Source organism: Pseudomonas syringae, from assembly GCF_021605415.1.
Taxonomy (GTDB): Bacteria; Pseudomonadota; Gammaproteobacteria; order Pseudomonadales; family Pseudomonadaceae; genus Aquipseudomonas; species Aquipseudomonas syringae_S.
Genome location: NZ_WKEQ01000008.1, coordinates 1 through 19,787 on the forward strand (window position 1 = coordinate 1; position 19,787 = coordinate 19,787).

Annotated in this window: 18 protein-coding genes; 13 read left to right on the forward strand and 5 right to left on the reverse strand. The window is 60.2% G+C overall.

The window, feature by feature from the left end; genetic code table 11:
* Positions 1 to 1,433 (forward strand): efflux transporter outer membrane subunit (locus GIW69_RS07405; protein ID WP_236481479.1); only part of this gene is annotated, 1,433 nt, incomplete at its 5' end.
* A gap of 49 nt (positions 1,434 to 1,482) precedes the next feature.
* On the opposite strand, the gene GIW69_RS07410 is transcribed toward GIW69_RS07405, so the two are convergent.
* Both GIW69_RS07410 and GIW69_RS07415 read right to left on the reverse strand, forming a co-directional pair.
* A complete protein-coding gene (locus tag GIW69_RS07410) occupies positions 1,483 to 2,241 on the reverse strand; it encodes a slipin family protein (RefSeq protein WP_236481480.1) in 759 nt (252 codons plus the stop codon).
* A 2-nt stretch (positions 2,242 to 2,243) separates the two neighbouring features.
* A complete protein-coding gene (locus GIW69_RS07415) occupies positions 2,244 to 2,774 on the reverse strand; it encodes an NfeD family protein (RefSeq protein ID WP_236481481.1) in 531 nt (176 codons plus the stop codon).
* A gap of 213 nt (positions 2,775 to 2,987) precedes the next feature.
* Between GIW69_RS07415 and GIW69_RS07420 the strand changes: the two genes are divergently transcribed.
* The gene (locus GIW69_RS07420) at positions 2,988 to 3,269 is read left to right on the forward strand and encodes a DUF2789 domain-containing protein (protein ID WP_236481482.1); all 282 of its coding nucleotides are present in this window, start codon (positions 2,988 to 2,990) and stop codon (positions 3,267 to 3,269) included.
* Here GIW69_RS07420 and GIW69_RS07425 read toward each other — a convergent pair.
* Positions 3,236 to 3,517 (reverse strand): type II toxin-antitoxin system RelE/ParE family toxin, encoded by a 282-nt coding sequence (locus tag GIW69_RS07425; protein WP_236481483.1) that lies wholly within the window; start codon positions 3,515 to 3,517, stop codon positions 3,236 to 3,238. The genes GIW69_RS07420 and GIW69_RS07425 overlap by 34 nt on opposite strands.
* Complete coding sequence (locus tag GIW69_RS07430; RefSeq protein WP_236481484.1) at positions 3,514 to 3,792, reverse strand: antitoxin of toxin-antitoxin stability system; 279 nt, start codon at positions 3,790 to 3,792, stop codon at positions 3,514 to 3,516. The genes GIW69_RS07425 and GIW69_RS07430 overlap by 4 nt, the downstream gene beginning before the upstream one ends.
* Before the next feature lie 194 nt (positions 3,793 to 3,986).
* On the opposite strand from GIW69_RS07430, the gene GIW69_RS07435 reads away from it, so the two are divergent.
* The 11 genes from GIW69_RS07435 (at position 3,987) to pgaD (ending at position 18,169) form a co-directional block, all read left to right on the forward strand.
* Positions 3,987 to 4,415 carry a winged helix DNA-binding protein gene (locus GIW69_RS07435; RefSeq protein ID WP_236481485.1) on the forward strand — a complete coding sequence of 143 codons (429 nt, stop codon included), beginning with the start codon at positions 3,987 to 3,989 and terminating at the stop codon, positions 4,413 to 4,415.
* Positions 4,412 to 6,484 carry an FUSC family protein gene (locus tag GIW69_RS07440; protein ID WP_236481486.1) on the forward strand — a complete coding sequence of 691 codons (2,073 nt, stop codon included), beginning with the start codon at positions 4,412 to 4,414 and terminating at the stop codon, positions 6,482 to 6,484. The genes GIW69_RS07435 and GIW69_RS07440 overlap by 4 nt, the downstream gene beginning before the upstream one ends.
* Entirely contained in the window at positions 6,481 to 6,690 is a 210-nt protein-coding gene (locus tag GIW69_RS07445; RefSeq protein WP_236481487.1) for a DUF1656 domain-containing protein, read from the forward strand. Before GIW69_RS07440 ends, GIW69_RS07445 begins: the two co-directional genes overlap by 4 nt.
* Positions 6,687 to 7,565, forward strand: coding sequence for an HlyD family secretion protein (locus GIW69_RS07450; RefSeq protein ID WP_236481488.1), 879 nt, complete (start codon positions 6,687 to 6,689; stop codon positions 7,563 to 7,565). Before GIW69_RS07445 ends, GIW69_RS07450 begins: the two co-directional genes overlap by 4 nt.
* The gene (locus GIW69_RS07455; protein WP_236481489.1) at positions 7,562 to 9,007 is read left to right on the forward strand and encodes an efflux transporter outer membrane subunit; all 1,446 of its coding nucleotides are present in this window, start codon (positions 7,562 to 7,564) and stop codon (positions 9,005 to 9,007) included. The genes GIW69_RS07450 and GIW69_RS07455 overlap by 4 nt, the downstream gene beginning before the upstream one ends.
* 93 nt (positions 9,008 to 9,100) lie before the next feature.
* Positions 9,101 to 9,736, forward strand: a complete 636-nt coding sequence (locus GIW69_RS07460) for an NADH:ubiquinone oxidoreductase subunit N (protein ID WP_236481490.1) — start codon at positions 9,101 to 9,103, stop codon at positions 9,734 to 9,736.
* A 313-nt stretch (positions 9,737 to 10,049) separates the two neighbouring features.
* The gene (locus GIW69_RS07465; RefSeq protein WP_236481491.1) at positions 10,050 to 11,555 is read left to right on the forward strand and encodes a YdgA family protein; all 1,506 of its coding nucleotides are present in this window, start codon (positions 10,050 to 10,052) and stop codon (positions 11,553 to 11,555) included.
* Positions 11,556 to 11,797: 242 nt separating this feature from the next.
* Positions 11,798 to 14,281, forward strand: coding sequence for a poly-beta-1,6 N-acetyl-D-glucosamine export porin PgaA (pgaA, locus tag GIW69_RS07470; RefSeq protein WP_236481492.1), 2,484 nt, complete (start codon positions 11,798 to 11,800; stop codon positions 14,279 to 14,281).
* Between the two features lie 12 nt (positions 14,282 to 14,293).
* On the forward strand, positions 14,294 to 16,291 hold the full coding sequence (gene pgaB / locus GIW69_RS07475; RefSeq protein ID WP_236481493.1) for a poly-beta-1,6-N-acetyl-D-glucosamine N-deacetylase PgaB: 1,998 nt from the start codon (positions 14,294 to 14,296) through the stop codon (positions 16,289 to 16,291).
* 1 nt (position 16,292) lies between these two features.
* Complete coding sequence (pgaC, locus tag GIW69_RS07480; protein ID WP_236481494.1) at positions 16,293 to 17,645, forward strand: poly-beta-1,6-N-acetyl-D-glucosamine synthase; 1,353 nt, start codon at positions 16,293 to 16,295, stop codon at positions 17,643 to 17,645.
* Positions 17,642 to 18,169, forward strand: coding sequence for a poly-beta-1,6-N-acetyl-D-glucosamine biosynthesis protein PgaD (gene pgaD, locus GIW69_RS07485; RefSeq protein WP_236481495.1), 528 nt, complete (start codon positions 17,642 to 17,644; stop codon positions 18,167 to 18,169). Before pgaC ends, pgaD begins: the two co-directional genes overlap by 4 nt.
* Before the next feature lie 45 nt (positions 18,170 to 18,214).
* Here pgaD and GIW69_RS07490 read toward each other — a convergent pair whose 3' ends face one another.
* Complete coding sequence (locus GIW69_RS07490; RefSeq protein ID WP_236481496.1) at positions 18,215 to 19,738, reverse strand: FAD-dependent oxidoreductase; 1,524 nt, start codon at positions 19,736 to 19,738, stop codon at positions 18,215 to 18,217.
* Between the last annotated feature and the right edge of the window lie 49 nt (positions 19,739 to 19,787).

Sequence of the window (19,787 nt, forward strand, 5' to 3'; positions counted from 1 at the left end):
TCAGCCTCACCGCCTGCACCGTCGGCCCGGATTTCCAGAAACCCGCAGCCACACCCATCGCCGACTGGGCGAAACCCGCCCAGCCCGCCCCCGGCCAAACCGTCAGCGAACCACTGAACGAGCGCTGGTGGGAAGTTTTCCACGACCCGCAACTCTCGGCCCTGACCCAGCGCGCATTGAACAGCAACCTGGATTTGAAACGCGCCAGCAGTCGCCTGCAACAAAGCCGCGCCGCGCGCCAGGTCGTCACTGCCGATCGCTATCCGTCAACCGCCGCCACCGGCAGTTACGCACGCAAACGAAACAGCGGCGAAGGTTTGAGCGATCCTTCCGGACACGACGGCGACTCTGCGTTCAATCTGTGGGATGCCGGATTCTCCGCGTCATGGGAACTGGATTTCTGGGGCCGCGTGCGCCGGGAAGCCGAAGCTGCCGACGCCAGCCTGGAAGTCGCGGAAAATGACCGTCGTGGCGTGCTGCTCGCCGTGCTCGCCGATACCGCGCAAAACTATATCCAACTGCGGGGCGTGCAAAACACCCGGGCGGTCACCGAGCAAAACCTCGATGTCGCGCGTCACAGCCTCAAGCTGTCGCAGCTGCGCCTGGCCGACGGCGTGGCGACCGACCTCGACGTGGCCGAAGCCGCCGCACAAGTCGCGACCATCGAAGCGCGGCTGCCAGCGCTGGAGCAGCGCCAGTCGCAATTGGTCAATGCCATCAGCTTGTTGATGGGCGAACCGCCGCAAGCGCTCGCCAAAGATTTATCCACAGACGGCCCGGTGCCGACGTCACCGCTCAGGGTTGCCATAGGCCTGCCGTCGCAACTGGCCGAACGCCGCCCTGACATCCGCCAGGCGGAAGCGGCGCTGCATGCCGCTACGGCGAACATCGGTGTCGCGAAAGGCGACTTTTACCCTCGCATTACCTTGTCCGGCAACCTCGGTTCGCAAGCGATGCAGCTGAGCGACTTCGGCTCCTGGGGCTCCCGCGCTTTCGGCATCGGCCCGCAATTCAGTCTTCCTCTATTCGACGGCGGCCGTCTGCGTGGCGTCTTGCATTTGCGCGAAGCCCAGCAGCAGGACGCGGCGATTGCCTATCAGCAAACCGTGCTGCGCGCCTGGCATGAAATCGACGATCAACTGACCGCCTACAACGCCAGCCAACGCCGCGCCGACAGCCTCGCCGAGGCCGTGCGCCAGAACCAGATCGCTCTGCGCACCGCGCAACAGCAATACGTCGAAGGCGTGGTCGATTTCGTCAACGTCCTCACAGTACAAGGCGCACTGCTCGCGACGCAGGAACAATGGGTGGAGAGCTCCACCGGCGTTTCGCTGGCGATGGTCGGGTTGTATAAGGCGTTGGGTGGTGGATGGGAGTCGGTTTATCCGATCACACTCCACCGATGGTCAAGACTTTCATTCGGCTGTTTATGAGTAATTGTTTGAAACATTGCATTTCCGTTAACCGAAGGTCTGTCGCAACCTAAGATTTGTCCGACAAATCCGCCATCCCCTTGAGCAATTCAATCGGCAGCGGAAAAACAATGGTCGAACTCTTGTCGCCCGCGATCGAGCTCAATGTCTGCATGTAGCGCAACTGCATCGCGCCGGGTTGGCGGCCGAGCATTTCGGCCGCTTGCATGAGTTTTTCCGAGGCCTGCAATTCGCCCTCTGCATGGATGACTTTGGCGCGGCGTTCGCGTTCGGCTTCGGCCTGGCGAGCGATGGCGCGGATCATCGATTCATTAAGGTCGACGTGCTTGATTTCGACGTTGGCGACCTTGATGCCCCACGCATCGGTCTGGGCGTCGAGCACTTGCTGGATGTCGATGTTCAACTGCTCGCGCTCGGCCAGCAGTTCGTCGAGTTCATGTTTGCCAAGCACTGCACGCAGGGTGGTCTGGGCGAGTTGGCTGGTGGCGGAGAGAAAGTCTTCGACCTGAATAATTGCCTTCTGTGGATCGAGCACGCGGAAGTACAGCACCGCGTTGACCTTCACTGATACGTTGTCGCGGGTGATGACGTCCTGGGCCGGCACATCAAGGACGATGGTGCGCAGATCGACCCGTACCATTTGCTGCACCACTGGAATCAACAGAATCAGCCCCGGCCCTTTGACTTGCCAAAAACGCCCGAGCTGAAACACCACGCCGCGCTCATATTCACGCAGGATGCGAAACGTCGAGCCCGCCAGGGCGATCAACAGCAACAGCAGCGCGACAAAACCGATTTGCAAACCCATTTCTACTCTCCGAACGACGCCGCATCAGCTGCGGCCACTTGCAGCAGCAAGCCCTTGCGACCCACCACGCGCACCGTTTGCCCGGTGTGCAATGGCGTGGTGCTCGACACTTGCCAGCGTTCTCCTTGCAATTGCACCCAGCCGTTGCGGGCATCGCCCGGCTGTACGGTGATGACATCGGTGATGCTATCGACCAGACCGGCATCGCCGCTCACCGCGTGGCGCGGCCGGGTCTTCAGGGCGCGAACCAACAGCACAACCAGTAATACTGCACTGACCAGACCGAGACCGATCATCATCGGCACCGGCAATTCGGTATTGGTCAAAATCAGCGCGCCGATCACGAACATCACAATGCCGCCCAAGCCGATCAACCCGTAATTGGGCAACGCGGCTTCGGCAATCAGAAACACGACGCCCAGGGTAATCAGCCACAGCCCGACAGGACTGGCGGCGGCAAGCGAAATCTCGGCGGCAAAAGCAGGCCCGCTCATCAACAGGAACAGAGCAAGCGCGTAGCAACGGGTGTTCACGTGACCCTCCGCGAGCGTCGTGTCTTTCCCTAAGTCTAGTTGACCCTGTGGCTGGTTGAATTGTGATCAATTAAGAACGCGGCCAGTGGGCGGATATTGCTTCGCCGTCGTCGAGTCGGACTAGACTTTGCGGGGCACGCGCTTCGCGTAACCGGTAGGAGCGAGGCTTGCCCGCGAAAAATTCCGAAATCACACCATCGTCAGGAGCCCGACATGGAAAACCCGACACACAGCTTGCCGGAACTATTCAAACAACTTGGGCTGGATGACGACGCAAAAAGCATCGATCAATTCATCGCCAGCCATTCGCCTCTGAAACCTGAATTGCATCTGGCAGACGCGTTTTTCTGGTCGGAAAGCCAGGCGCAGTTGTTGCGTGAGGAAATTCTCGATGACGCGGATTGGGCGGAGGTGGTGGATCAGTTGAATGTGATGTTGCGTAAGGGGCGCGATGAAGAGCGTCACCGTGTGGCAGGCCACAGTCGGGCTGTGTGAACCAGCGCCAGAATCCAAATCGCATCCGGTTCCAGTTGGTATACAAGGCGATAACTCGGATGCGGAATGATTTCGCGAGTACCGACAACGATGCCGGCCGGGCCGCACTCGGGGTTTCGTGATATTTGCGAAGTCGCTGCGCTGAAACGCAAGTCCATGTCGATGGCTGCTTTTGGGTTTACAGCATTGAGGTAGTCCCAGATATTTTCGCGATCTTGCGCGGCGGTTGGCGTCCAGATAATCCTCATTCTTGGTGATCTGCCCGCCTGCGCCTGGCGGCGAATTGTGCTTCAACTTCTTCATTGGACAGGCCTTCGCCTGCTCGAAGCGAAGACCGGCCGACTTCCACTTTTTCATGCAAAAAATCTTCGTACGCGCGCGCGTTTTGTTGGGTCTGAACGAACTGGCGCATCATTTCTCGCATTATTTGCGAAGCGGGACGATGTGCGGCTTCTGCCTCAGCCATAAATTGTTCGCGCAACTCAGATTCGAGTTTCATGGTGAAAACCGCTTGTTTTGACATTATCCATTCCTCGTGTATGTACAGACAAAGTATATACGGCGTCAGTACTCTTTTTGTGTTGGAAATTACCTTCCGCGACCAGCGGAAATTTTGTTTCAAAACTTGACGAAATTTCCCTCTCAATGCCATATTGATAGTTAGCAAACTAACAGTGTGTGCATTTTTCCGTGCCGAATAACCTCGACGCTCTCCAGATGAACATCAGCAGTGCCATGGTGGTGGCCGCCAGGCATTGGCGGAAGATCTGCCAGACGACGCTGGTCAACTATGGAATTTCCGAAGCCTGCGCCGTCCCGCTCTTGATGATCGGGCGCCTGGGTGAGGGCGTGCGCCAGGTGACGGTCGCGCAAGCGGCGGGGATGGAGAGTCCGTCTCTAGTGCGCTTGCTGGATCAGCTGTGTCATTCGGGTTACGTCTGCCGCACCGAAGACTCTCATGATCGCCGCGCCAAATGCCTGAGCCTGACCGACACTGGACGTGAACTGGTGCAAGCCGTCGAAGCCGAACTGGTTCGGCTGCGTCAGGAAGTGCTGGAAGGTATAGAACAGAGCGATCTGGAAGCGGCCTTGCGAGTCCTCAAGGCGTTTGAATCGGCGAATCCTCCTTCGGTATTCAATTCTTGAACGGTTTTTTCACCGGCATGCCCCCCGCGCGCGACTGGTTTTACGGCGTTCGCACCTTCGCCGCATCGATGATTGCGCTGTATATCGCCATGCTCATGCAGATGCCGCGTCCTTATTGGGCGATGGCCACGGTGTATATCGTTTCCAGCCCGTTCGTCGGCCCGACCAGTTCGAAGGCCTTGTACCGCGCCGTCGGCACTTTTCTTGGTGCGGCGGCGGCGGTTTTTTTCGTGCCGATGTTTGTCCAGAGCCCTTATGTGCTGGTGGTGGTCATCGCATTGTGGACGGGGATTCTGCTGTTCCTGTCCTTGCATTTGCGCACGGCCAACAGCTACGCATTGATGCTTGCCGGTTACACCTTGCCGCTGATTGCCTTGCCGGTCGTGGATAACCCACTGGCGGTGTGGGACGTGGCGGAAGCGCGTACCGAAGAGATTTTCCTCGGCATCGCCGTGGCGGCGGTGGTGGGGGCGATGTTCTGGCCGCGCCGCTTGGCGCCGGTCTTTAACGACGCGGTGGGCAAATGGTTCGCCGATGCGTCGACTTACAGCCTGCGCTTTCTCAGCCGCAACGTGCAGCCGGAGGAAGTCAGCGCGTTGCGCGGGGCCATGGTCGCCAGTTTCAACAGCCTCGAATTGATGATTGGCCAGTTGCCTCACGAAGGCACGCGACCGCAGACCGTGCGCAACACCAAGGAACTGCGCGGGCGGATGATTCACTTGCTGCCGGTGATCGATGCCCTCGACGATGCGCTTTACGCCCTGGAACGACGCACGCCGGAGTGGGTGGACAAGTTCGCGCCGCTGCTCAGCGCGACAACCGAGTGGCTCAACCACAAGGACGCCGATCTTGATCGCTGGCGAGCGCTTAAAGATCAGCTCGAGGCCCGGCAGCCAAGCGTCGAAGCGCTGGAAGATCGTAAGCAACTGCTGTTCTCTAACGCCTTGTATCGCCTCGGCGAGTGGATCGATTTGTGGCAGGACTGTCGCAGCTTGCAAAACGCAATTCTCTGCGAGCGTCAGGACAGCTGGCGGGCGGTTTATCGGCATTGGCGGCTTGGGCGTTTGTCGCCGTTTCTTGATCGCGGGCTGATGCTGTATTCGGTCGCATCGACCATCCTGGCGATCATTGTCGCGTCGGTTCTGTGGATTCTGCTCGGCTGGACGGATGGCGGCAGCGCAGTGATCCTGGCGGCGGTGGCGTGCAGTTTCTTTGCCTCGATGGACGATCCGGCACCGCAGATTTACCGGTTCTTTTTCTGGACAGGCATGTCGGTGCTGTTCGCCAGTCTTTACCTGTTTCTGGTGCTGCCGAACCTGCATGACTTTCCCATGCTGGTGCTGGCCTTCGCGGTGCCGTTCATCTGCGTCGGCACGCTTACGGTGCAGCCGCGTTTTTACCTTGGCATGCTGCTGACGCTGGTCAACACGTCGTCGTTCATCAGCATTCAGGGCGCCTATGACGCGGACTTTTTCGCGTTCGCCAACGCTAATCTGGCAGGCCCGGTCGGTTTGCTGTTCGCGTTTATCTGGACGCTGATTGCCCGGCCGTTCGGCGCCGAATTGGCAGCCAAGCGCCTGACCCGTTTCAGCTGGAAAGACATCGTCAATATGACTGAACCTGCGAGCCTCGCCGAACATCGGCATCTCGGTGTGCAGATGCTCGACCGTTTGATGCAGCACCTTCCGCGTCTGGCCATGACCGGCCAAGACACCGGCGCCGCACTGCGCGAAGTGCGCGTGGCGCTCAACCTTCTTGATTTGCTGGCCTACACGCCACGGGCGCACGGCTTGCCGCGAACGTTATTGCAGCAGGTGGTTGCCGAAGTCGGTGCATATTTCAAGGCGTGCCTGAAGGCCGGCGAGCGCTTGCCGGCGCCGAGTCCGTTGCTGATGACGCTTGATCGAACCCGCCGAGCCCTTAATGGCCACTGCGATGACGTAACCCGTCTGCATCTGCTGCATGCCCTGAGCGGCTTGCGTCTGGCCTTGTTGCCCGGAGTCGAATTTGTCGGCACCGCCGAACCCGAAGAACCGCTGCCCCATGGCATCGATGGAGCGCCCCTATGATTGGTGATCTGGATGTCAGCGGCATTTTCCTGCCGACCCTGCTGATACTGATGGGCATCACATACCTGCTGTTTTTGCTGGTGCACGGCGTGCTCACCCGCCTGCACTTTTACCGTCTGGTCTGGCACCGGGCATTGTTCAATGTGGCTCTCTACGCCTTGCTGCTGGGCGCCGTGGATTCACTCAGCCGATACCTGATGACATGAAAAAACCGTTTTTGACCATCGGTCGCGTGGTGTTGACCTTACTCATCGTGACTTTCGCCGTTGTCGTGGTCTGGCGCATGGTGATGTATTACATGTTTGCGCCATGGACACGCGACGGCCACATCCGCGCTGACATCGTGCAAATCGCCCCGGACGTGTCCGGGCTGATCCAGCAGGTCGAAGTGAAGGACAACCAATGGGTGAAACGCGGCCAAGTGCTGTTCAGCATCGATCAGGATCGTTTCAAACTGGCCCTGCGCCAGGCCAGGGCCGCACTCTCCGACCGCGAAGAAACCCTCGCCCAGGCGCAGCGTGAAGCCAAGCGTAACCGTGGCCTCGGCAATCTGGTGCCCGCCGAGCAGTTGGAAGAAAGCCAGTCCCGCGTGGCCCGGGCGCAATCGGCGCTGGCCGAAGCGCGGGTGACCGTCGACAGTGCCCAACTCAACCTCGACCGCTCGGTGATCCGCAGCCCGGTGGATGGCTACGTCAACGACCGCGCGCCGCGTTCGCAGGAATTCGTCACCGCCGGGCGCCCGGTGCTGTCCGTGGTGGACAGCAATTCTTTCCACATCGACGGTTACTTTGAAGAAACCAAACTCGATGGCATCCACGTCGGCCAAAGCGTCGACATTCGCGTGATCGGCGACAACGCGCGATTGCGCGGCCACGTCGACAGCATCGTCGCCGGCATCGAAGACCGTGATCGCAGCAGTGGCAGCAACTTGCTGCCCAACGTCAATCCGGCGTTCAGTTGGGTGCGTCTGGCCCAGCGAATCCCGGTGCGCATCGCCTTTGATGATGTGCCGGCGGATTTCCGCATGATCGCCGGGCGTACGGCCACGGTGTCGATCATCGACGATCAGGAGCCGAAATGAGCAAGGCATCAGGGTTGGCGGTGGCCGGACTGGGCCTGATGCTGTCGGCCTGCCAGGTGGTCGGGCCGGATTATCATTTGCCAGAAGCGGCGGCGGTGCATCGCGCCGATCTTCAGGGTGAACTGGCGGCCAACAATAATGTGGTTTCGGCGCCGGTGCCGGGGGACTGGTGGCGGTTGTATCAGGATCCGCGGCTGGATCAATTGGTGCAGCAGGCCATGGCATCCAACACCGACCTGCGCGTGGCGGCAGCCAATATTTCCCGGGCTCGCGCCCAGGTCGATGAAGCCGAAGCGGCGGGCGGCTGGAGCGGTGGCGTAAAAATCGGCGCCCAGCGTTTGCAGGAATCCGGCGAAGCATTTTTGCTGGCCGATAAAGTGCCGGTGGCCAATGTCGGCGATATCGGTATCACCACTTCTTACCAGTTCGACCTGTTCGGCACGTTGCAGCGCGGGATCGAAGCGGCCAAGGCCAACGCCGATGCCACGCAGGCGGCGGCGGACACGGCGCGGATCACGCTGGTGGCCGATGTCGTACGCGCCTACACGCAAGTCTGCGCCGCCAACGAAGAGCGCGAGATTGCCGAGCATTCGTTGGATCTTCAGGCGCAAAGTACCCGCCTGACTCAACGCTTGCGCGACGCTGGGCGCGGCGATGAAACCCAAGTCACCCGTTCCGAAACCCAATTCAAATCCTTGCGTGCCGATCTGCCGCGCTATGAAGCGGCGCGTCAGGCCGGGTTGTTCCGTTTATCGATGCTGCTGGCCAAGCCAGTCGATCAGCTGCCCGCTGGCACTCGTGATTGCGCCGAACTGCCGAAAATCGCCCAGTTGCTTCCGGTCGGCGACGGCGCCACGCTGCTCAAGCGCCGCCCTGATGTGCGTCAGGCTGAACGGCGCTTGGCGGCGGCGACTGCCGGTATTGGCATCGCCACGGGCGAGTTGTATCCAGACATCAGCATTGGTGCGACGGTCGGCACCGTCGGTATTCTGGAAAATCTCGGCAAACCCGCCACCAACCGCTGGGGTTTCGGCCCGTTGCTGAGCTGGACGGTGCCGTCCAACGGTTCTCGTGCTCGCATCCGTGAAGCCGAAGCCGCCACTCAGGGCGCGCTGGCGCATTTCGATGGCGTGGTGCTCAACGCGATTCGCGAAACCCAGACCGGCCTCGCTCAGTACAGCGCCCTGCTGCAACGCCGCGACGCGCTGGCCGATGCCGATCAGTCGGCAAAACTGGCCGCTGACCAGACCCATCGCTTCTTTCAGGCTGGCCGCGCGTCATTCCTCGCCGACCTGCAAGCGACCCGCACCTACACCGATGTAGAGGCGCAACTGGCCGCTGCCAATACGCAAGTCGCGATGAGCCAGATCGATTTATTCCTGGCCCTTGGCGGCGGTTGGGAAAGCGGACGAACGAACGCGTCGAATCCCGGCAAACCCTGAGGCCGTTGCTATGCTTTGAAATACTGAGAGGGCGCCACGCGCAACGCGCCTTTTCAGTGCTCAAGGCTTGTGCAGGTCTGGGGGAAACCAATAATGAAAAACCCTTATGCTCTTGGCTTCTGGTGTGCCCTCGTAGCACTCGTCCTGCTATCGGCCACTTACTTCTACGGCATCATGCTCGCCCACCAGATCGATAAGGCGATGGTCTTTCTCGACAGCGCTGTGGCATTGATTGCTGTGATGTCGATTGTCGTGGTGGCGTGGGCATCGGTGCAGGTGCAACGCATCAAGAAAAGACAGCTCGAACAAAGCAAAACCCTGGTGCTGATCTGGGACACCAAGGTCGCTTTGCGCCGTGTCGAAACCGTGTTCGATCGCTACTTTTGGGGCAGTTATTGGCAGCCGGGGCGAACGTTTGCCGAAGTCATGGGCGAGCTGAGTGGCACGCCGCTTGAAAAAAGCCTCGAAACCCTGAAAAAACAGTGCCTGGCACTCGATAAACAAGTCGCCGACGACGGATGGCACTGGCTCAACAACGCCCGTGAATTGTCCGACGTCGCCACGGCCATGGCTCGCGAGCGCTATCAACTCGACTTCTGCGATCCGCGCGGCGAAAGCCCGGGCGCAGCGGTGATTGATCGCGACTTCGAAGTGCTGGTGTATACGTGGACGGCACGGCTCAAAAGCTTTGATCATCAATTGGATGAGATTGAGGTTCAGTATTCCTGAATGATGTATCGCCTGGATTGGCCTCTTCGCTGGCAAGCCGGCTCCCACAGGTTATGGGTTGGAAAAGAAACCTCGAAAATCCTTGTGGGAGGTGGCTTGCCAGCGATGGCGTTCGCAACATCACAGAAACTCTTGAAGCCTGCCAGCTGTCCACTCTCCCCATAGACACTCTTTAACCTTTAATCATTCGGTCACCCCGTCTCGCCAGTGCTACTCTCCACCGCTAGTTTTCAGCGCAGTCGAGCCGCGACCCGGTCTTAGGGTTCAGGGAAGACGACCACACTTTCAGCCACGGAAATCGATCAGGTCATTCATGAATAAATCAGCAGGCGTGCTACTCGGAATTGTTGTTGCCATCGGCGCGATCAGCGCGGGCGGGGCCTGGTTCACGGGCACAAAAATCGAGGGCGTACTGAACAACGCTGTCGTCAACGCCAACAAAGAGTTGCAGACCGCCATGGCCGGCTCCAACGGTAAGGCTTCGCTGGAGCTGGTTTCGCTGGAGCGTCACACCTTCAGCAGCACCGCGCACTATCGCTTGAAGGGCGAAGGCGAAATGTTCGGTGAAGCGCCGGTTGAATTGCTGTTCGTCGATCACATCGAACACGGCCCGCTGCCGTTCTCGCGCCTGGTTTCGCTGAAATGGCTGCCAGTCATGGCCACCAGTCACTACGAGCTGGAAAAGACCCCGGCCACGGAAAAATGGTTCGCTGCCACTCAGGGCGCGGCACCGCTCAAAGGCGTGGTCAACATCGGCTACGACGAGTCCACCAACGGCAATTTTGAGCTGTTGCCGCTGGAAACCGCACTGGACGAAAAATCCAGCCTGAAATTTTCCGGCCTGAACATGGAAATCTCCGCCAGCGCCCAGGCCCAGAAGGTCAAGGCCAATGGTTACATGGACAATTTGAAACTGGTCACCGTCTCCGAAGACCAGGCGCCGGTGCAGATCGAACTCAATGGCCTGACCCTGGCCAGCAACCTCACCAAGAGCACGTACGGCTATTACACCGGGGAAAACACCCTGGAGTTGACCGACAGCAAAACCACCTTCGGCCTCAAGCAATCGGTGGTGGGCGTGAAGAAATTCGAAATGAAGAACTTCACCGAAGAAACCGGCACCAATGCTTCAGGGCGTGCCGATTACAAGATTGGTGAAGTGACACTCAACGACAAGAAAATCGGCTCGGCCAACATGGCCATGAGCCTGAAAAACCTCGACATCCCGTCGACGATGTCGCTGATGCAGATCTACCAGACCAAATTGCAGCCGTACGAGAAAGCCGCCGAAGAAGCCGCTGCGGCAGGCCTGCCGGCGCCGGAACTGAACCTCACCCCGGCCGAAGAGGCACAGGTCAAATCCGACCTGCAAAAACTGCTCGCCGCAGGGCCACAGGTCGCGCTGGAAAATCTCTCGCTGAAAACCGCCAACGGTGAAAGCCGTGCCAATCTGGTGCTGGATCTGACCAAACCGCAATCAATGGATCTGCCGCCGGATCAACTGGCTCGTCAGTTGATCGCACTGCTGGACGTCAATGTGCAAGTGTCCAAGCCGATGCTGGTCGATCTGCTCGGCGTGCAGGCGCAAGTGGACGGTCAGACCGACGCCAAAGCCATCGTCGACCAGGCCACCGCCACCGCCGATATGTTCGCCGGCATGGCCGTCGGTTCGCAGCTGGCGACCCTTGAAGGCAGCAACGTTGTCACCAAGCTGCATTACGCCGCCAATCAGGTTGAATTTAATGGCCAGAAAATGACCGTTGAGCAGTTTGTCAGCTTCCTGATGAGCAAATTTGCCGGGGTCGTCCCGGTTCAATAATCTCGGCGGCACCCACCCGCGCCCGGCCTCTGCCCAGCAGACGCCGGGCGTTTTGCTGTCTGGCGTACAGGTTTTGGAAATATTGCCCAGATTCTGAAGAATTATTGCGTTCGCAAATGTCGTCTACGCTTGCGTGCAACACTGCCTGGATAAGCTTGACCGAAGATTTGTTGTGTCGGTCACCGTTACGAATGGGCAAGGAGGGCATTGCGACCCGGCTGGCCATGTAAGGATGCTGACGAATGCCGCGTATTGATGTCCCCGTATTACATCGTGGTTTGCGCCCTTTGTTTCGAGTCGCGCTGTGCAGTCAACTGCTCTGGCCGGCACTGGCGTTCGCCGATACACCCTACGATCAGATGGTGCTCGATGCGCGGGCCGGCCACTTCACGCCGGCGCTGACAGCGTTGCGCGCTGTGCCGCCGGCGCAAGCGACAGCCGGGCAAATCAGCGACCACTTGCAAATCGCCGGTTGGGCCGGGCTCGATAGCGAAGTGGTGCAGGTCTATGAAACCCAGGGCCGCTACCTTGACCTGCCGGTTCAGGCACTGACCGCCACCGCTCGCGCCTATCGCAACCTCAAGCGCTGGGATCAGGCCACTCAGGTCTACAACAAGGCGCTGGCGCTGGAGCCGGACAACGCCGACCTGCAGTTGGGTCTGGCTCTTACACAAGCCGATGCCGGTAAACCCGACGAAGCCGTGATCCGTTCCAAAGCCCTCGTCGCCGCAAAACCGGACGATCCTGCCCGCCGCCTCGCGCTGGGTTACGCGTTGACCCGCGCCGGCAAGCAATACGATGCGCTGTTCGAATTCGATCAGGCATTCGTCCGTGCCGGGAACAAACCGGAAGTCGCCCACGAATACGTGGTCGCCCTGCAAAAGGCACGTTTGCCGGAACCGGCGTTGCGCCTGGCGAATCAGCGCCCGGGGTTGATCGATCCCGTGACCTTGCGTCGTATCGAAGGCGATCTCGCCGCCGAACGCGTGCGACTGGCTGAATTCGCCACGCGCAGCGAACAAGAGCGCTACGTGATCGCCGATCGCGCCTTGGCCGATTACGACAAACTGATCGCCACCTGGACACCGGACGCCACAGCACAAGAAGACGTGACCCGCTGGCGCATCGACCGCATGGGCGCGCTCAAGGCCCGGGCGCGCACCGCCGACATCATCAGCGAATATCAGAAGCTGCAAGCTGAAGGCGTCTTAATTCCGACCTACGCCCTGCGATGGGTGGCGGCGGCTTATCTGGATCAGCGTGAGCCGGAAATCGCGACCGACCTCTATCGCCAAGTGTTGTCGGCCCCGGATGCCGACGTCGGCAACCGCCTCGAAGACAGCACGGCGCTGTATTACGCATTGCTGGAAAGCGACCGTGCCGAGGAAGCGCGAAAAGTGGCCGAGGACGCCGCCAAGGCTCAACGCCCGCGCATCGAGCTCAAAGGCCTGCCGGTCGGCAACCCGAACGACGAGTGGATGGACGCCCAGCAACTGGCGGCCCAGGCCGGTACCTACGGCGCCGACCTGCCCCATGGCGAGGAGCGTTTACAAGTGTTGGTCGATCAGGCGCCGGGCAACATCGGCCTGCGCCTGGCCCAGGCGGATCTGTACCTGGCCCGCGGCTGGCCGCGCCGTGCCGAGAATCAGCTGAAGGAAACCGAGAGCATGGCGCCGCGCGCCATGGGCCTGGAAGTGGGGCAAGCCCATGCCGCCATGGATTTGCAGGAGTGGCGGCAGATGGACGCGTTGACCGACGACGTCATTGCGCGCTTTCCGGACAACCGCCAGGCGCAGCGTCTGGTACGCCAGCGCGAAGTTCATGACATGTCTGAATTGCGTGTCGAGGCCTACGGCGGCAAGGCCAATGGCGGCGACAGCGGTGGCGATGCCGGCGCAGTCACCGGCAGCCGCGACTTTGGCATTCAAAGCACGATCTACAGTCCGCCGATCGATGAAGACTGGCGCGTGTTCGCCGGCGCCGGTTATGCCACCGGCGACTTCGCCGAAGGCACCGGCCACCATCGTTTCCAGCGTGTCGGCCTGGAGCGGCGCACCCGCGACATGAGTCTCGAAGCCGAAATCTCTAACCATTCCTACGGTTATGGCGACAAGCAGGGCGCGCGTCTGGCGATTGCCCGCGACTTTAACGATCACTGGCAGTACGGCGGCAGTCTTGAATACTTCTCGGCCGAAACGCCGTTACGCGCACTGAACAGCGACATCACCGCCAACGGCGGCAGCGGTTTCATTCGCTGGCGCGCCAACGAAAGCCGCGAGTGGCGCCTGTCGGTCAGCCCGTCACATTTCAGCGACGGCAACGATCGTGTCGAAGCCCTGCTGATCGGTCGCGAAGGGATCTACAGCGCGCCGAACGTGCAGGTCGATGCGGGTCTGGAAGTCGGCACCAGCCACAACTCCAAATCCGATGACGTGCCGTACTTCAACCCCAAGTCGGACTTCAGCGTGATGCCGACGGTCAACGTCAATCACGTCCTCTACCACCGTTACGAAACCTCGTGGAGCCAGCAATTCCAGGCCGGCGCGGGGACGTACAGCCAGCGAGACCACGGCACCGCCGGCATGGGCATGGTTGGCTACGGCCAGCGTTATGCCTGGAACGATGTGTTCGAAGTGGGCGGCTTGGTGAGTGTGATCAACCGAACCTACGACGGTGACCGGGAAACCGATCTGCGCCTGCTTGTCGACCTCACTTTCCGCTTCTAGAAGAGTTTGAAGATGCCTTTTATCTCGCGTTTCATCCTTCTGCTGGGAGTGCTGCTGGTCGGCGCCTGTGCCCAGCAAGCCCCGGCGTTTACGCCGCCGTCCGAGCGCCCGGTGGCCGCCAACGAACAACCGTGGCCGAAAAACCACGTCCTGGGCATCGCCTATCACGACGTCGACGACCGCGATCCCGACCAGGCTGTCGTGGCCGTGCGCACCGAACGCATGATCGAACAGCTTGCCTGGTTGCGGGAGAACAACTACAAACCGGTCACCGTCGACCAGATCATGGCTGCGCGCAACGGCGGGCCAGAGCTGCCGCCGCAGGCGATTTTGCTGAGCTTCGACGACGGTTATGCGAGTTTCTACACCCGGGTCCTGCCCGTGTTGCGTGCCTATAACTGGCACGCATTGCTGGCGCCGGTCGGCACCTGGATCGATACGCCGCTCAATCAGCCGGTCGATTTTGCCGGCATGCCGCGCCAGCGTTCGGACTTTCTGACCTGGAATCAGATTCGTGAGATCTCGCAATCGGGGCTGGTGGAAATCGCCGCGCACACCGATGCCAACCATAAAGGCGTGCTTGGTAACCCGCAGGGCAACCTGCAACCGGCCGCCGCGACCCGTCGTTACGATGCGGTTGCAAAACGCTATGAAACCGAGGATGAATTCCGCAAGCGAATCCGCGTTGACGTGGTCGCCATCTCGGAAAAAATCCGCAAGGTCACCGGCAAGAAACCACGTGTCTGGGTCTGGCCATATGGCGCGGCGGACGGCACGTCGCTGACCGTCGTCAGTGAGCAGGGCTATGAAATGGCCCTGACCCTGGAGGATGGCCTCGATACCCTCGACAACCTGATGAGCGGCCCGCGTTTTCTCGTGGCGTCCGATCCGGATGGCGAGCGCTTCGCCAACAGCATCGTCTCGGTGCAAAGCGAAACGGCTATGCGCGTGGTGCACGTGGATCTGGACAATGTCTACGACCCGGATCCGGCGCAGCAGGATATCAATCTCGGCAAACTGGTGCAGCGCATGGCTGACCTCGGCGCCAACACGGTGTTCCTGCAAGCCTTCGCCGATCCGAAAGGCGACGGCCTAGTGCACTCACTGTATTTCCCCAACCGCCATTTGCCGGTGCGTGCGGATCTCTTCGACCGTGTCGCCTGGCAACTGCGCACCCGTGCCCATGTGAAAGTCTATGCCTGGATGCCGGTACTGAGTTTTGCCCTCGACGCGAAGCTGCCGCGAGTCACCCGCTGGGATCCGAAGACCGGCACTACCTCGGTCGATCCGAATCAGTACCAGCGTCTGTCGCCGTTTGATCCTGAGGTGCGGCGCATCATCGGTGACATCTACGAAGACGCGGCAAGCATGTCATCAGTGGACGGTGTGCTCTACCACGACGATGCGATTCTGTCGGACTTCGAAGACGCTGGCCCGCAAGCGCTGAAGGTCTACGCGGCCAACGGCCTGCCCGGCTCGATCGCTGCCTTGCGCGATGATCCCGCGGCCCTGCAACGCTGGACGCGTTTCAAGAGCCGTTACCTGACCGACTTCACCAAAGAACTGACCGCGAAAATGCGTGCCATCCGGGGCCCGCAACTGAAGACCGCACGCAATATTTTTGCCGAGCCGATCATCAATCCCGAGAGCGAAGCGTGGTTCGCGCAGAACCTCGACGACTTCCTCGCGACCTATGACTGGACGGCGCCAATGGCGATGCCGCTGATGGAAAAACAGACCCAGGCCGAATCCGGCCCGTGGCTGGAGGCGTTGGTGGCCAAGGTCAAGAGCCGTCCCGATGCCCTCAATCGCACGGTATTCGAGTTGCAAGCTCGCGACTGGACGAAGAAAGATCAGGCTGACATCGACGGCAAAATATTGGCCGACTGGATGGGCCGACTCAAGCGTCAGGGCGCCACCAGTTTCGGTTACTACCCGGACAACTTCCTTGAGAACCTGCCGGACATGAAAACCTTGCGTCCCGCGCTCTCCAACAAATGGAATCCATAACATGCTGGATAGACTGCTGGCCCTGCTGGTTCTGGCGATCGTCCTTGGGGTGCCCCTGGGGCTGATTTTCCTGGTCACCGGGCAATTCCTGATGGATTTCGTGTTTTTCTACCCGCTGTTCATGTCCGGGTTATGGATTTCCGGCGGCCTGTATTTCTGGTTGCACTGGGAGCGGCACTGGCCTTGGAAAGAAGACACGCTGCCGCCACCGCTGGAAGGCGAGCCGCTGATTTCGATCCTGATCCCTTGCTACAACGAGGGCGAGAACGCCGCCGACACCATCCACGCGGCACTGGCGCAGCATTACCCGAATATCGAAGTCATCGCGATCAACGACGGTTCCAAGGACAACACCGCCGCCGTGCTCGATGCATTGGCCATGCAGGATTCTCGGCTGCGTGTGCTGCACCTGGCGGAAAACCAGGGCAAAGCCGTGGCTCTGCGTATGGGCGCCATTGCGGCGCGCAGCGAATACCTGGTGTGCATCGACGGTGATGCGCTGCTCGCCCCGAACACTGCCGCGTACCTGGTGGCGCCGATGCTCGACAACGCCCGTCTTGGCGCGGTGACCGGCAACCCGAGGATTCGAACGCGTTCGACCCTGGTAGGCCGGGTGCAGGTCGGCGAGTTCTCTTCGATCATTGGTTTGATCAAGCGTACGCAACGGGTGTTCGGGCGGATTTTCACCGTGTCCGGCGTGATCGTCGCATTCCGTCGCACAGCGTTGCACCGGGTCGGCTACTGGAGCCCGGACATGATCACCGAAGACATCGACATCAGTTGGAAACTGCAACTGGATCACTGGAGCATCTTCTACGAGCCCCGTGCCCTGTGCTGGATCCTGATGCCGGAAACCCTTGGCGGGTTGTGGAAACAACGCTTGCGCTGGGCGCAGGGCGGCGCCGAAGTGCTGTTCAAGAACATCCGTGGCATCTGGCAATACCGCCATCGTTACCTGTGGCCATTGCTGTTCGAATACTGCCTGTCCACCGGTTGGGCGTTCACCTTCTTGCTGTCGGTGATCTTCTGGGGCATGGGCAAGTTCATGATCATGCCGGACGCCATCGCGGTGGATCGTCTGATGCCGCCGGCCTTCACCGGATTGCTGCTGGCGTTCGTCTGCCTGGTGCAGTTTGCGGTCAGCATCATCATTGATCGGCGCTACGAGCCCGGACTGGGCAAGACCATGTTCTGGGTGGTCTGGTATCCGATCGCGTTCTGGTTGGTCAGTTTGCTCACTACGCTGATCAGCTTTCCCAAAGTGCTGTTTGGCCAACATCAGAAGCGTGCGCGGTGGGTCAGCCCTGACCGTGGCATCAAGCCGCTGAACGATGAAGAGGAGGTTATCAAATGAAAATCATCCGGACCCGCCAACGGCCTTTCCTGGTAGTCATCGATGCGTTTGTCACGGTGGTGGCCTGGGTAGGCTTGCTGTATTTGCTGATCAGTGGTCTCTGGCCGCTGATTGAAACCCGCGATGGCCCGCGCGTCGATAACCCCGCGTTCGATGCGATGGGGACGCTGAATATTTATATGTGGGTGGCGCTGATCAATGCGCTGGTGCTGATCTCCTGGGCACGCTATCAACAACGTAAAAGCCGCAGCTTCGCCCAGCGTCGGCTGCCGGCACCGGTGGCAGATGATCAAAGGCTGAGCCAAAGCTTCAAACTGTGCGACGACCGTTTTCAGAAGTTGCGCAGCCTGGGGGTGATGACCATTCACAACGACCAGGAAGGCGACGTCAGCCGCGTTGTGCCGCATTTGCGGCCGGTGGCTGTAAAAGAGTTGCCCACACCGCTGACCACACTGGAACACCCACGCGTGATTTTTCTGCATGCCGAAGGCAACGACAGCCGCGAACGCGTCCCGCGTTTCTGAATCCCCTGTGTAGGAGTTGCCGCAGCCTGCGCAGCTCCTACAGGGTCAGTGGCGGATCAGTTTCCAGGCTTCTTCGATCGACAGCGGCTGTTTCATCCGTTCGGCCAGCAATGCCATCGCCCGATCCTCTTCGCAGGCGACGGCGGTCACCACTACGCCGTTTTTGCCGAACAGGCCGATGAAGGGCGGGTTTTCGGGTGCTCCGCGAAACTCGACTTCATCCCAGCTTTCGGATCTGCCGAGATAGTTGTAGTTCTTGCCAAAGTGATACGTCCAGAAAAACGGCACATCAAGGTAATGCTCCTCGCCGCCCAGCATGTTGGCGGCAGCGATGCGGGCGTGTTGTTGGGCTACGCGCCAATGTTCGATGCGCTGCGGCAAACCGTTCAACGGGAATGTGGCGATGTCGCCGACGGCCCATAGGCTTTCAGCGACGCGCATGCCGTCATCGACCTTCAACGACTGATCCTTCTGTAACGGCAGTGTCGCGAACGGCCCTGTCGCCGGATGCACCCCGACGCCGACCAAAACCAGATCAGCCGTCACGCGCAATCCGTTGTCGAGCAGCACCGCCTCGACCTTGCCGTCGCCGACGATCTCCGTGGCTTCATGGTCAGTGATGAACTTGACGCCGTTCTCCTCATGCAATGCACGGATCGCTTTGCCTACAGCTTCCCCGAATTGTTTGGCGAACGGCACGGCGTGGCGCGCCAGTACGGTCACTTCCAAGCCGTGTTGACGCAGCGCAGCGGCGCATTCCAGAGCTATGAAGCTATCGCCGATGATCACCGCGCGTTGCCCTGGCTGTGCGGCTTTGATGATGTCTTGCGCTTGCGCTTTCAGGCGTAGCACGAAGACCTCCGGCAGATCGGCGCCGGGTAATTCCAGCGTGTTTGGCGCACCACCGGTGGCTAAAACGGCGGCGTCGTAATCGAGCGTTTCTCCATTGGCGAGCCTGAAAGTTTTACTCTCGGGATCGATGCCTTCAACCTCTGCCTCAAGGCGTTCGATGCGCTGCTCGCGATAGAAATCCCCATCGCGTAACCGTGGAATTTCGTTCGCTGGCATTTCACCTGCCAGGACAAATTTGCTTAACACCGTGCGGTCGTAACCGGCCTCGGGTTCGCGGTCGATCATCACGATACGCCCGCCGAAACCCTTTTCCCGCAATGCAGCCGCACAGGCGGTTCCAGCCGCGCCGGAACCGACGATGACAAAAGTACGTGGGTCATCCGCCGGTGGCATGTGCGGATCCGGCAACGGTTGATCGTCGACCCAGACCTCGTCGCCACGCAGCTCCAATGGATAGCGCTTGAGGCTGTCGAGCGACGGCGGCTCGCACAGCGCGCCGTCCTCGATGCGGTACGCGGCTTTGTGCCAAGGGCAAATCAGCCTGCCATGGCACAGCGCTCCCTCCGCCAGCGGCGCCCCGGCGTGGGGGCATTCGCCCTGAAAAGCACGTAGCTCGCCGTTGGCGCGCAACAGCACGATCTTGCAGTCACCCACCTTCACCTCCAGACCTCGATCATGGGGAACATCGGCGAAACGGGCGACACGGTGCAGAGACATGGACGGTTCCTCGCAGGCGTTTCTCTTACGAGTTTGCGTAGCGCCGTGA